The organism is Cryobacterium sp. MDB2-A-1 (genome assembly GCF_004402675.1).
Lineage (GTDB): Bacteria > Actinomycetota > Actinomycetes > Actinomycetales > Microbacteriaceae > Cryobacterium > Cryobacterium glucosi.
Genome location: NZ_SOFK01000041.1, coordinates 15,813 through 27,816, shown reverse-complemented (window position 1 = coordinate 27,816; position 12,004 = coordinate 15,813). Strand labels below are relative to the sequence as shown.

The 12,004-nt window shown below is 70.1% G+C and carries 13 protein-coding genes; 6 read left to right on the top strand and 7 right to left on the bottom strand.

What is annotated here, in order from left to right; genetic code table 11:
* Positions 1-30 precede the first annotated feature (30 nt).
* Positions 31-1,299: a phosphoribosylamine--glycine ligase gene (gene purD / locus E3O39_RS15505; protein WP_134446232.1), complete on the bottom strand. Its 1,269-nt coding sequence runs from the start codon at positions 1,297-1,299 to the stop codon at positions 31-33.
* A gap of 85 nt (positions 1,300-1,384) precedes the next feature.
* Between purD and E3O39_RS15500 the strand changes: the two genes are divergently transcribed.
* Positions 1,385-1,753, top strand: coding sequence for a sterol carrier family protein (locus E3O39_RS15500; protein WP_134446233.1), 369 nt, complete (start codon positions 1,385-1,387; stop codon positions 1,751-1,753).
* A 29-nt stretch (positions 1,754-1,782) separates the two neighbouring features.
* Here the strand turns inward: E3O39_RS15500 and E3O39_RS15495 are convergent, their stop codons facing one another.
* Positions 1,783-2,778, bottom strand: a complete 996-nt coding sequence (locus E3O39_RS15495; RefSeq protein WP_134446234.1) for a ribokinase — start codon at positions 2,776-2,778, stop codon at positions 1,783-1,785.
* A gap of 83 nt (positions 2,779-2,861) precedes the next feature.
* Here E3O39_RS15495 and E3O39_RS19180 point away from each other — a divergent pair, with 83 nt between their 5' ends.
* Genes E3O39_RS19180 through purM form a run of 3 tightly spaced genes read left to right on the top strand, consistent with a single transcriptional unit; the run spans position 2,862 to position 6,094 of the window.
* Positions 2,862-3,275, top strand: a complete 414-nt coding sequence (locus tag E3O39_RS19180; protein ID WP_174774862.1) for a hypothetical protein — start codon at positions 2,862-2,864, stop codon at positions 3,273-3,275.
* Between the two features lie 21 nt (positions 3,276-3,296).
* Complete coding sequence (purF, locus tag E3O39_RS15485) at positions 3,297-4,994, top strand: amidophosphoribosyltransferase (RefSeq protein WP_241975368.1); 1,698 nt, start codon at positions 3,297-3,299, stop codon at positions 4,992-4,994.
* Positions 4,991-6,094: a phosphoribosylformylglycinamidine cyclo-ligase gene (purM, locus tag E3O39_RS15480; protein WP_134446235.1), complete on the top strand. Its 1,104-nt coding sequence runs from the start codon at positions 4,991-4,993 to the stop codon at positions 6,092-6,094. Before purF ends, purM begins: the two co-directional genes overlap by 4 nt.
* A 214-nt stretch (positions 6,095-6,308) precedes the next feature.
* Here the strand turns inward: purM and E3O39_RS15475 are convergent, their stop codons facing one another.
* Positions 6,309-6,542: a DUF3073 domain-containing protein gene (locus E3O39_RS15475; RefSeq protein WP_134446236.1), complete on the bottom strand. Its 234-nt coding sequence runs from the start codon at positions 6,540-6,542 to the stop codon at positions 6,309-6,311.
* Positions 6,543-6,729: 187 nt separating this feature from the next.
* Between E3O39_RS15475 and E3O39_RS15470 the strand changes: the two genes are divergently transcribed.
* Positions 6,730-7,815, top strand: a complete 1,086-nt coding sequence (locus tag E3O39_RS15470) for an FAD-dependent oxidoreductase (RefSeq protein ID WP_134446237.1) — start codon at positions 6,730-6,732, stop codon at positions 7,813-7,815.
* A gap of 77 nt (positions 7,816-7,892) precedes the next feature.
* Here the strand turns inward: E3O39_RS15470 and crcB are convergent, their stop codons facing one another.
* The 4 genes from crcB to E3O39_RS15445 form a co-directional block, all read right to left on the bottom strand.
* Positions 7,893-8,261 (bottom strand): fluoride efflux transporter CrcB, encoded by a 369-nt coding sequence (gene crcB, locus E3O39_RS15465; RefSeq protein WP_134446238.1) that lies wholly within the window; start codon positions 8,259-8,261, stop codon positions 7,893-7,895.
* Positions 8,258-8,665: a CrcB family protein gene (locus E3O39_RS15460; RefSeq protein WP_134446239.1), complete on the bottom strand. Its 408-nt coding sequence runs from the start codon at positions 8,663-8,665 to the stop codon at positions 8,258-8,260. The genes crcB and E3O39_RS15460 overlap by 4 nt, the downstream gene beginning before the upstream one ends.
* A 4-nt stretch (positions 8,666-8,669) precedes the next feature.
* Positions 8,670-10,859, bottom strand: a complete 2,190-nt coding sequence (locus E3O39_RS15450; RefSeq protein ID WP_166787255.1) for an APC family permease — start codon at positions 10,857-10,859, stop codon at positions 8,670-8,672.
* A 173-nt stretch (positions 10,860-11,032) separates the two neighbouring features.
* A complete protein-coding gene (locus E3O39_RS15445; RefSeq protein ID WP_134446240.1) occupies positions 11,033-11,515 on the bottom strand; it encodes a MarR family winged helix-turn-helix transcriptional regulator in 483 nt (160 codons plus the stop codon).
* Positions 11,516-11,608: 93 nt separating this feature from the next.
* Here E3O39_RS15445 and E3O39_RS15440 point away from each other — a divergent pair, with 93 nt between their 5' ends.
* Complete coding sequence (locus E3O39_RS15440) at positions 11,609-11,893, top strand: hypothetical protein (RefSeq protein WP_134446241.1); 285 nt, start codon at positions 11,609-11,611, stop codon at positions 11,891-11,893.
* Positions 11,894-12,004 lie beyond the last annotated feature (111 nt).

The following is a 12,004-nucleotide window of genomic DNA, read 5'->3' as shown; positions in this document are numbered from 1 at the left end:
TGCGGGGAGGCCGTTTCGCGGAGCTACAGGTCAGGCGACGACGCGGGCGGCGATGTCCGTGCGGAACTGCGCACCCTCGAGGGCGATCTCGGCGAGGGCGGCATACACGCGGGTGCGGGCCTCGGCGAACCCGTCGCCGAGCGCGACAACGCTCAGCACCCGGCCGCCGGTGGAGACGAGTCTTCCGTCGACGAGGGCCGTCGCGGCGTGCGCGACCGTGACGCCGTCGACGGCGGATGCGGCATCGAGCCCTGTGATCGCCCGCCCCGTGACCGGGGTCTCCGGGTAGTTCTCGCTCGCCAGCACGACGGTCACGCAGGACTCTGCCGAGAACACCGGCCGCGCCATCCCGCCGAGCCCGCCGGTGGACGCCGCGAGCAGCAGCCCCGAGAGCGGGGTCAACAGCCGGGGCAGCACGACCTGGGTCTCGGGGTCACCGAAACGCGCGTTGAACTCGATGACCCGGATGCCGGCATCCGTCAGAATCAGCCCGCAGTAGAGCAGCCCGATGAAGGGGGTGTCCTCGGCGGCGAGCCTGCGGACGGTCGGCAGGGCGATCGTGTCGAGGACCTCGTCGACGAAGGCCTGTTCGCTTCCGAAGCCGGCGTCGAGCCAGGGCAGCGGCGAGTATGCGCCCATGCCGCCGGTGTTCGGGCCGAGGTCGCCGTCGGCGAGGCGCTTGTAGTCCTGCGCGGGGGAGAGCGGCAGCACGGTGTGGCCGTCGCTCAGGAAGAACAGGGAGACCTCCTGGCCGGCGAGGAACTCCTCGATGAGCACGCCGCCGTGCTGCAGCCAGTACTCTGCGTGGGCGAGGGCGGCGAGGCGGTCCTCGGTGACGAGCACGCCCTTGCCGGCGGCGAGGCCGTCGGCCTTGACGACGTAGGGCGCCCCGAAGGCGTCCAGGGCGCTGGTCGCCTCGGCGAGGGTGCCGGCGCGCTCGGCGCGGCCGGTCGGGACGCCGGCCTCGTCCATGATGCGCTTGGCGAAGGACTTGCTGCCTTCGAGGGCCGCGGCGGCGCGGCCGGGGCCGAACACCGGGATGCCCTGCGCACGCAGCGCATCGGCGACGCCGGCGACGAGGGGAGCCTCCGGGCCGATGACGACGAGGTCGACGCCGTGCTCGATCGCGTACTCCGTGACGGCGCCGGGCACGTTCGGGTCGAGGGCGACGACGGGCACCGCGGCGGCGATGCCGGCGTTGCCGGGCGCGGCGACGACCTCGTGGCGGGGCTCCTCGCGGAGCAGCGCGGTGATGATGGCGTGCTCGCGGGCACCGGAACCGAGGACCAGAATTCTCACCGGTTCAGGCTACCGGATGCCGGTCACTGGAGTTAGGCCACTAGGCGCGGGGCGTCCCTGGCCGGGAAACCGGCAGAATGGGGGGATGGCCAAGGCGAGGATCGACGACGGGGTGGGCCGCGCCGCGGTGCGCGGCTACGCGGCGGACCCGGCGGGCGCGAGCAGGGACATCCGTGCGCTCGCCGTGCGCTACACCCTGCAGTTGCTCTCCGAAGAGGCCAACGGCAACACCCTCGAGGTGCGCGTTCCGCCGTTCGGCGCCGTGCAGTGCATCGCGGGCCCCCGGCACACCCGGGGCACCCCGCCCAACGTCGTCGAAACAGATGCCGCGACCTGGCTCGCCCTCGCGACCGGCGAGCTCGCCTGGTCCGACGGTCTCGCGAGTGGGCGCATCCACGCGAGCGGACAGCGCGCCGACCTCGCCGCGCACCTGCCGCTGCGCCTCACCCCGTAACCGCGCCTCCCGCGTTTCTCGCGAGGGGGTCAGGCGAGGATCGCGGCCACCTCGGCCCGGGTCGGCATCGATGCCGTCGCGCCGGCCCGGGTGACCGAAACGGATGCCGCGACCGTCGCCCAGCGGATGGCGTCGATCATCGCCTCCTCCGAAACCCCGACGCGAGCACCCCCGGTACCGGATTCCGCGGCGCCCGTGACCGCGGCATCCGGAGCCACTTCAGCACCTGCAGCAGCCACAGCACCCCTGGAACCCTCGGCGAGCCGGGCGACGAGCGCGCCGACGAAGGTGTCCCCGGCCCCGGTGGTGTCCACGGGGCGCACCGGCCGGGCCGGCGCGAGCCCGAGTGCGACGCCGCCGCGGGCGACAACGCACCCCTCGTCGCCGAGGGTGACGATCGCCCAGCCGCGGCGCGCGCTCAGGGATTCTGCCGCGCGCGCGGCATCCGCTTCACCCGTGAGCTCCTCGGCCTCGAGACGGTTGGCCACGACCAGGTCGACGCCCGCGAGGAACGCCGCAGGCAGCGGCACGACCGGAGCGGGCGTGAAAACCGTGAACGTGCCCGACGCCCGAGCGACCGCGAGCCCCTCAACGAGCGCTGACACCGGAAGCTCGCACTGCAGCACGAGGAAGTCCGCCGCCGCGATCACCGCGCGCTGCCCCGGGTCGAGTACCGTCACGGCGGCGTTCGCGCCGGAGACGACGACGATCGAGTTCTCGCCGGAATCGAGCACCGTGATGTGCGCGGTGCCTGTCGGCCCGTCGACTGTGTCGAGACCGTCCACGCGGATGCCTTCGGCCACGAGCAGCGCCCGGAGTTCCGTCCCGTAGGCATCGCGTCCGACCGCGCCGAGGAAGTCGACAGCGCCACCCTGCCGGGCGGCAGCGACCGCCTGGTTGAGTCCCTTACCCCCGGGCACAAGGGCGAAGTCGTGGCCGAAGATCGTCTCGCCCGGCCGGGGAAGTCGCGGCTGGCGCACGACGAGGTCCATGTTCGCGCTTCCGAGCACCGCAATCCTGTTCACCCGTCCAGTGTCGCACCCGCGCCACGTCCCGCCCCGTGCCGGCTCCCGGCGCACTCCCGGGGCGCGCGTGCGAGAATGTCCCCATGAGCGCAACCGAGCAGCCAGGGAAAGACATCGCCCCCGTGCAGCCCGCCCCGGGCGCGGCCGTCCCCGAGATCCTCGTCGGCCAGGCCGCGGCGACCGTACGTCGCTCCCCGCGCTACCTCAACTTCATGATCGTCGGCGCCGTCCTCGGGGCGGTCACCGCGCTGATCCTCACCGTCGGCTTCCCCCAGACGGCCGAATTCGGACTCCTCCAGGTCTTCGGATTCCTCCTCCTCGTCGGGGTCGTCGTAGGCCTCGCGCTCGGTGCGCTCGTGGCGATCGTGATCGACCGATTCACCGTTCGCTCGGTCCAGACGATCGTCGTCGATAGACTGGGCGTCTACGGCGTGAGCGAGACGAACGCTCCCTCCGAGGCAGACGACCCCCCAACATCCAGCGCTAATACGCTGTAAAGATAGTTAAGAGGCATCGATTTGGCTGGTGGCGACGGACTTCTCGGTCACGATCTCTTGCAGGGCGAGAAGGGGCCACAGGATGCCTGTGGCGTCTTCGGCGTGTGGGCTCCCGGTGAAGAGGTGGCCAAGCTCAGCTACTTCGGGCTGTACGCCCTGCAGCACCGCGGCCAGGAATCGGCCGGAATCGCGACGAGCGACGGCAGCAAGATCCTGATCTACAAGGACATGGGCCTCGTCGCCCAGGTCTTCAACGAGGCGGCGCTGAGCACCCTCATCGGTCACATCGCGGTCGGGCACACCCGCTATTCGACAACGGGATCCTCGAGCTGGCAGAACGCCCAGCCGACCCTCGGCCGCACCTCGAGCGGAACCGTCGCCCTCGGCCACAACGGCAACCTGACCAACACGGCCGAGCTGCTCCAGCTCGTGCACGAGCGCTACCCGAAGGTCGAGGGCGAACTCGCCCGCGGCAACACCACGGACACCGCCGTCATCACCGCCCTCTTCACCGGGGACCTCGACCACACCCTCGAGGCCACCGCGCTCGAGGTGCTCCCGCGCCTGCGAGGCGCCTACTGCCTCGTCTTCATGGACGAAACCACCCTCTACGCCGCCCGCGACCCCCAGGGCGTGCGCCCGCTCGTCCTCGGCCGGCTCGAGCGCGGCTGGGTCGTCGCCTCGGAGACCGCTGCCCTCGACATCGTCGGGGCGAGCTTCGTCCGCGAGGTCGAACCCGGCGAGCTCATCACGATCGACGAGAACGGCCTCCGCTCGCAGCGGTTCGCCGAGTCCAAGCCCGCCGGCTGCGTCTTCGAGTACGTCTACCTCGCCAGGCCGGACACCACGATCGCCGGCCGCGGCGTGCACGAGGCCAGGGTCGAGATGGGCCGCCGCCTCGCCGCCGAGTACCCCGTCGAGGCCGACCTCGTGATCCCGACCCCCGAGTCCGGCACCCCGGCCGCGATCGGCTACGCCCAGGCATCCGGGATCCCGTTCGGCCAGGGCCTCGTCAAGAACTCCTACGTCGGCCGTACGTTCATCCAGCCGTCAGAAACGATCCGCCAGCGTGGCATCAAGCTCAAGCTCAACCCGCTCAAGGCCGTGATCAAGGGCAAGCGCCTCATCGTCGTCGACGACTCGATCGTGCGCGGCAACACCCAGCGCGCCCTGGTCAGCATGCTCCGCGAGGCCGGCGCCGCCGAGGTGCACGTGCGCATCTCGAGCCCGCCGATCACCTGGCCGTGCTTCTACGGCATCGACTTCGCCTCCCGGGCCGAACTCATCGCGACCGGCCTCGGTGTCGACGAGGTGCGCCAGGCCATCGGCGCCGACTCCCTCGGCTACCTCTCGCCTGAGGGCATGATCGCCGCGACCGAGCAGCCGCGCGAGCGGCTCTGCACCGCGTGCTTCACGGGCGTCTACCCGATCCCGCTGCCCGACGCCCTGCACCTCGGCAAGAACCTGCTCGAGCGCACCGCCCCGGTCGGGTCGACCGATTCGACGCGGTCGACGGCGTCCGCAGGGTCGCCGGTTGTCGCGAGCGACGCATCCGTCGCCGCAGCAGAAGCCTCCCGCACATCAGACGGATGCGACCCGGGCCCCGACGCGGAATACGAACCGCTCCTCGACCCGGCTTCGATGCGGGCGAGCACGCGAACCCCCGTGCGCGGCACCCAGGGACAGTTCATGATCGGCGATCCAGGAAGACAAGAATGAGCAACGCATCGTACGCGGCAGCCGGAGTCGACACCGAGGCGGGTGACCTCGCCGTCTCGTTGATGAAGGCGGCCGTCTCGCGCACCCACGGCGCAGAGGTGCTCGGCGGTTTCGGCGGTTTCGCCGGGCTCTACGACGCCTCGTTCCTCACCGCGTACAAGCGCCCGTTGCTCGCGACCTCGACCGACGGCGTCGGCACCAAGGTCGCGATCGCCCAGGCCATCGACAAGCACGACACCATCGGCCAGGACCTCGTCGGCATGGTCGTCGACGACATCGTCGTGGTCGGCGCCCGCCCGCTCTTCATGACCGACTACATCGCCTGCGGCCGGGTCGTGCCCGAGCGCATCGCCGAGATCGTCGGCGGCATCGCCCGCGCCTGCGCCGAGACCGGCACCGCCCTCATCGGCGGAGAGACGGCGGAGCACCCGGGGCTCCTCGGCCCCGACGACTACGACGTCGCGGGAGCGGCCACCGGCGTCGTCGAGGGCGACCAGGTGCTCGGCGCCGAGCGCGTTCGCGCGGGTGACGTCGTCGTCGCGCTCGCCTCCTCCGGCCTGCACTCCAACGGCTTCTCGCTCGTCCGGCACATCCTCGCCGAACGGGGCATCGGCTACACCGACACGTCCGACGAACTCGGCGGGGTCGTCGGCGAAGTACTCCTCGAGCCGACCCGGCTCTACACCGGACCGCTGCTGAGCGTGCTCGCCGACCCCGAACTCGCCGGCGCGGTGCACTCGCTCAGCCACGTCACGGGCGGCGGCATCGCCGCGAACCTCGCCAGGGTCCTCCCGATCGGCGCGTGGGTCGAAGTGGACAGGTCGACCTGGTCGCCCGCCCCCGTGTTCCGGGTGCTGAGCGCCTTCGCGGGCAGCACCCTGGAGAGTTCTGAAGGCACCTGGAACCTCGGCGTCGGCATGTTCGCCGTCGTCGCAGCGGATGCCGCGTCCTCGGTCATCGCGAGCCTCGCGGCCGACGGCATCCCGGCCTGGGTCGCCGGACGCGTGTCCACGGCCCCGCACGACCTCACCGGCTTCGTGCAGGGTGCCAAGGGCGTCAACGGCGGCGCTGTGCGCCTGGTCGGCGGCTACGCGGCCTGACGCGCCCGCGCCGCGGCATCCGCCGGTGCCGAGGGTTACCTTTCCGGTCGAGAGCGACCGGTAGACCGGGAAATCTCGACCGGAAAGGTCACTTTCGCGCAGCGCCTATGAGCGAATGCTGCCAACTCGCTGGGTACCGCGCGGTCAGCGCGGTGCGGATGCCTGCACAGACAAAACGGGCGCCGAGAGTGGCGCCCGGTACAGGGAACGGCGGTCAGGCGCGCTTCTGCTCGTCTTCGGTCGCGTAGGTGTCGACGTATCGGTCGGGTTCCTCGGAGGTACCCGGCTCGTACTCCGGCCACTTGGCCAGATCCTCGTCGAGACGCTCGTCGTCCACGGGATGCCCCGTGAGCTCGCGTTCGAGCGCGTTGTAGTTGGTGTCCGGGCTGAAATACTTCAGCTCACGGGCGACCTTGGTGTGCTTTGCTTTTTGACGGCCGCGCCCCATGCGAGACCCCCTAACGATGCCAGGCCAGGTGAGGAATGAGTCACCCGGGAGTTGCCGAACGGAATGGTGAAAACTAGGCGCTAGTTTAGCATGGTGGGCCTGAAGGCCCGCTTGTGGCTCGGAGGGCGAACCGCGGCGCACACAGTGATCTTACGCCGGACGTACGCTGGTGAAGAGGGGGGACGCGATGTCGAGTGACGCGAGCGTTCCCGTCGTCATCGTCGGAGCGGGGCAAGCCGGCCTCGCGGTCGCCTACTACCTGCGCAAATTCGAGCTGATCCCGGGGCGCGACTTCGTGCTCTTCGACCGCGGCCCGGACGCGGGCGGCGCGTGGCAGCACCGCTGGGCGGGACTCCGTCTCGGGTCGGCGCACCGGGTGAACGACCTGCCCGGCATGAGCGAACTCGGCCTGAGCTTTGCGACGGCCGACCGTGACCGCCCCGCCAGGGACGTCGTCACCGAGTACTACCGCAGGTACGAGGAGCACTTCGACCTCAGGGTCGTTCGACCCGTCACTGTCACCGCCGTGTTCAATCGCAGTGCCGACCTCGTGATCCGAAGCGCGTCGCCTGGGTTCGGCGACCACGAGACGACCGCCCGCCTGCTCGTCAACGCCTCAGGAACCTGGGGCGCCCCGTTCGTGCCGCACTATCCGGGAGCAGCGAGTTTCGCCGGACAGCAGCTGCACACCTCGGGCTACCGGGCGGCCGAGGATTTCGCCGGCCGGAGGGTCGTCGTCGTCGGCGGCGGGACATCCGCCATCGGGTTCCTGCTCGAGCTCGAACACGTCGCCGCCGAACTGACCTGGGCCTCACGGCGCCCGATCGACTGGGTGCACACCGATCAGCTCGACCTCGAGGGGGCGTCGGCCGCGGTCGCCGCCCAGGACGAGGCCGCCCGGTCCGGTCGCGCGCTGCCGAGCATCGTGAGCGGGACCGGCGTGCCCGTGAGTCGCCGCATCGCCGCGGGGATCGAGCGCGGGGTGCTCACCGCCCGGCCGATGTTCGCGAGCATCGAGCCGACCGGGGTGCGCTGGGCCGATGGCAGCTTCACGGAAGCGGACGTGATCATCTGGGCGACCGGGTTCCGTCCGGAGGTGCGGCACCTGGCCCCGCTGAAACTCCGCGCCAAGGGCGGCGGGCTCGTCGTCGGATCAGGGGCGAGCTGGACCGACCCGAGGATCTTCCTCGCCGGGTACGGGCCGCAGGCGAGCACGGTCGGCGCGCACCGGGCCGGCCGGGTGATCGCCCGCCAGGTCGTCGCCCTGCTCTGACCCGCCCTCCTGCTCGCCCCCTGAGCACCCTCCCTGACGGCGGGTGCGACGTGGGCGGGAGTCGGGAGGGGGCAGGGTCAGCGGGCGAGGAGGTAGCCGGCGGCGCAGACCGCGATGCCGAGAAGCAGGGTGCCGACGAGGTTGAGCACGGCCGAGCGCCAGCGGCCCTTGAGTGCGAGGTCGATCGTCTCGACGCTCCAGGTGCTGAACGTCGTCAGGCCGCCGCAGACCCCGGTCAGGAGCACGAGCCGGAGGTCGCTGCTGAGCACGGCGCGCTCGGCGAGCCCGAGGATCACGCCGCCGATCAGCGCCCCGGCCACGTTGACGATCAGCACGCCGATCGGCAGGCGGCCCGGTCCCACCGGGAGGGCGCGCGATACGAAGTACCGCACCACGGCTGCCGCACCGCCGCCGGCGACCACGGCGGCGAAGACGAGGGAGTTCATGACCGGGCCCCTGCATCCGCTGCGGGGTGGTGACGGATGCGCCCGCCGAGCCAGACGCCGAGCGCGGCCGCCGGGAACCCCAGCAGCAACGTCGCCAGCAGGTACAGCCCAGCGAGCGGCCACGACGAGGCCGCGCCGAGGGAGACGAGGGACACCATCACGGCCGAGAACGTCGTGAAGGCGCCCAGCACGCCAGGGCCGAGCAGGAGCTTGAGCCAGGCCGGAACCGCGGGGCGGGTCCAGAGGCCGGCGACGAGCCAGCCGAGTACGAACGCCCCGACGGTGTTGATGATCAGGGTGCTGGTCGGGAACTGGGTGTCGCTGTGCGGCAGCGCACGGTCGATGCCGAGCCGCAGGGCCGTGCCGATGATGCCGCCGGCGAACACGGCCAGTGCGTTCCGCACCGGGTTATTTGCGCTTCCGGCGCCGGGCGCCGGGGCGGGCGGGCTGCCCGGGGCGACCCGCGGCGGCTCCCGCCTTGCCAGAGGCTCCGGCAGCGGATGCCGCACCCGAGCCGTTCTTCGCCGCTGCCGCCGCAGCGGCAGCGGCCTGGATCTCGAGAGCAGAGGTCGCCGGGGCGAGCGGGCGCCGGGGGATCGGGCGCGGGCGCACCGGCTCGCCGCGACGGTCCTGGCCCGGGATCGGGCGGGACCGGCGGCCGTAGATGAGTTCGGAGGAGTCGAGCAGCCAGGGCACGAGCGCGATCGTGACACCGTGCACGAGCATCAGCTTCTGGCGGAGGCGACGGGCCTTGTGGTTGTGCAGCAGGTTCTCCCACCAGTGCCCGACGATGTAGATCGGGGTGTAGATGGTGACGACCTCTGAGCCGTGCGCGGTGCGGCGCTCCTTGATGTAGCTGATCAACGGCCAGCTGATGTCCCGGTACGGAGACTCGACGATGCGCAGCGGCACCTGGATGTTCTGCCGGACCCAGTCGCGCTGCAACTGTTTGGTCTCTTCTTCGTCGATCGAGATGTGCACGGCCTCGATGCCCTCATGCCGGGCGGCGATCGCGTAGTCGAGTGCCTTGAGCACGGGCTTCTGCATCTTGCCGACGAGCACGATCGCGTGGTCACCGGTGGAGCCGAAGGTCGTGTCAGGGTCGACTTCGATCTCCTTGGCGACGTCCCGGTAGTAGCGGTTCACGCCGAGCATCAGGGTGAACAGAACCGGCATCATCACGAAGACGAGCCAGGCGCCGTGGGTGAACTTGGTGATCGTCACGACGATGAGCACCACGCCGGTCAGGGCGGCGCCGAAGCCGTTGATCGAGAGGCTCGTGATGATCGAGGCCCGGTTCGGCGGGTTCGTCTTGAGCAGGGTGAGCCAGTGCTTGACCATGCCGGTCTGGCCGAGGGTGAAGGATACGAAGACGCCGATGATGTACAGCTGGATCAGCACCGTCAGGTTGGCCTGGAAGACGACCAGGATCAGGCAGGCGAAGAGGGCGAGGAGTACGACGCCGTTCGAGTAGATCAGCCGGTCGCCACGGGTGCTGAGCGACTTCGGTGCGTAGGAGTCCTTCGCGAGCACCGAGCCGAGCAGCGGGAAGCCGTTGAACGCCGTGTTCGCGGCGAGCAGCAGCACGGCGGCGGTCGCGGCCTGCAGCACGAAGAACATGATCGAGTTGTTCCCGAAGGTCGCCGCGGCGATCTGGGCGATCAGGCTTCGCTGCGGCGACGTGGCGCACTCGGCCCAGCCGATCAGGTCGCAGGGGTTCTCCGCGTAGTGCACCTTCGCGATCAGCGCGAGGGTCGTGAGGCCGATGAACATCACGATCGCGATGCCGCCCATCAGCACGAGGGTGCGCTGGGCGTTCTTGACCTTCGGGTGTTTGAAGGCCGGAACACCGTTGGCGATCGCTTCGACGCCGGTCAGGGCGGAGCATCCGCTCGCGAAGGAGCGCAACAGCAGCAGGATGAACGCCGACTGGGCAAGGTTTTCGGCGTGCACGCCGTAGCTCGCGGACTCCGCGACGGGCGCATCACCGAAGATGACCCGCACGAGGCCGACGACGACCATCAGGATCACGCTCGCGATGAACAGGTAGGTCGGGAAGGCGAAGGCCTTGCTCGACTCGCGCACGCCGCGCAGGTTGACGGCGGCGAGCATCACGACGAAGAAGACGGCGAGTTCGACCCGGAAGTTCACGAGTTGCGGCACGGCCGAGATGATGTTGTCCACGCCGCTCGCGACCGAGACGACGACGGTCATCACGTAGTCGACGAGCAGGGCGGATGCGACGAGCAGGCCTGCGCGTTCGCCGAGGTTCTTGGAGGCGACCTCGTAGTCCCCGCCACCGGAGGGGTACGCCTTGATCAGCTGCCGGTAGGACGCGACGACGACGACCAGCAGGAGCACGACGCAGGCCGCGACCCAGGGCGCGAAGCTCAGGAAGGCGAGCCCGCCGAGGGTCAGGATCATCAGGAGTTCCTGCGGGGCGTACGCGACGCTCGACAGCGGGTCGCTCGCGAAGATCGGCAGGGCGAGGTGCTTGGGCAGCAGCTGACCCTCGAGATGCTCGGTCGAGAGTGGTTCGCCGATGATCCACCGCTTCGCGGAGCGAGTTTCTGGCGCTTGGGAGCCGTCTGGTGTCACGAGGGATGACACTACTCCGTTGGACACGACTGTCAAACTTCCGGGAATAAGCCGAGCCGCCCGCGAGTTGGGTTACCCCCGCTTCCCGCACCCCGCGCATCCCCACCTTCCGCGAAAGCGGGTGAATCGTCGGTATGCCGCAGCGAAAGCGACGATTCACCCGCTTTCGCGGGTTAGGGGGACTGTGCCGCGTCGATCACCCGCCAGAGCGAGGTTCGCAGCGCGGTGAGCTCATCCAGGCTCATGCCGAGCTTGTCGATGATGCGCGGCGGGATCGTGAGGGCGTCCTCGCGGAGTGCGCGCCCGGCATCCGTCAGCGTGATGTCGAGCACACGTACGTCGTGCGCATTGCGACTGCGGCCGACGAGGCCGGCGGTCTCGAGGCGCTTCAGCAGCGGGGAGAGGGTCGCGGGTTCGAGGCGCAGCTCGGCGCTGAGGTCAGAGACCGAACGCGGGCTGCGTTCCCAGAGGGCGAGCAGCACGAGGTACTGCGGATGGGTGAGGCCGTACGGCTCGAGGATCGGCCGGTACACCGAGATCACACTGCGGGACGCGATCGCGAGGGCGAAGCAGACCTGGTCCTCGAGGCGGAGCAGGTCGGGCGCGGACGCGGGCACTGTCGAGGAACCGGTCGTGCCCGGGGAATCGTCTGTCATCGGTTGGTCCCGCGCCTCTGCTGTTCCCCGTCGCGACCGTCTCGACGGAATTGATTAGTGCACTAATCGTAATTGATTAGTACACTAACCATTATGACACGCGCATCGAGACGAGGAACCGGCGAACCGGGCGATTCTGACGACAGGCCGTCGGGCGAACACGGCCTCGCGGGCGCCGTGTCCTGGCTGAATCGCACGCTGCTGCCCTGGATCGGGCCGCCGCCGCTCGGCCCGTATACGACGGAGACGACCGAGCAGAGGCAGGCGGAGCGCGCCGAGGCGACCTGCCCGATCTGCGGCGAGCTGATGAGCCGGCACGAGATCGACCGCTCGGGCGAACGCACCCAGATCCACCACCCCGCCCCCGCAGCCCCCTGATCCCGCACGCCGCCCCCGACCCTTCCCCAGAAACGTGCGTACCCTTCCGCGAGAGTACGATTTTGGCCCTTAAGACTGTGGTTTAAGGGCCACAAGTGTACTCTCGCGGAC

What these genes read in the sequence shown, in the direction of transcription:
- E3O39_RS15500 (WP_134446233.1), top strand. Translation starts at nt 1,385, where the DNA reads ATGGCCAAGGCGAGGATCGACGACGGGGTGGGCCGCGCCGCGGTGCGC.
- E3O39_RS19180 (WP_174774862.1), top strand. Translation starts at nt 2,862, where the DNA reads ATGAGCGCAACCGAGCAGCCAGGGAAAGACATCGCCCCCGTGCAGCCC.
- purM (WP_134446235.1), top strand. Translation starts at nt 4,991, where the DNA reads ATGAGCAACGCATCGTACGCGGCAGCCGGAGTCGACACCGAGGCGGGT.
- E3O39_RS15475 (WP_134446236.1), bottom strand. Translation starts at nt 6,542, where the DNA reads ATGGGGCGCGGCCGTCAAAAAGCAAAGCACACCAAGGTCGCCCGTGAG.
- E3O39_RS15470 (WP_134446237.1), top strand. Translation starts at nt 6,730, where the DNA reads ATGTCGAGTGACGCGAGCGTTCCCGTCGTCATCGTCGGAGCGGGGCAA.
- crcB (WP_134446238.1), bottom strand. Translation starts at nt 8,261, where the DNA reads ATGAACTCCCTCGTCTTCGCCGCCGTGGTCGCCGGCGGCGGTGCGGCA.
- E3O39_RS15445 (WP_134446240.1), bottom strand. Translation starts at nt 11,515, where the DNA reads ATGACAGACGATTCCCCGGGCACGACCGGTTCCTCGACAGTGCCCGCG.
- E3O39_RS15440 (WP_134446241.1), top strand. Translation starts at nt 11,609, where the DNA reads ATGACACGCGCATCGAGACGAGGAACCGGCGAACCGGGCGATTCTGAC.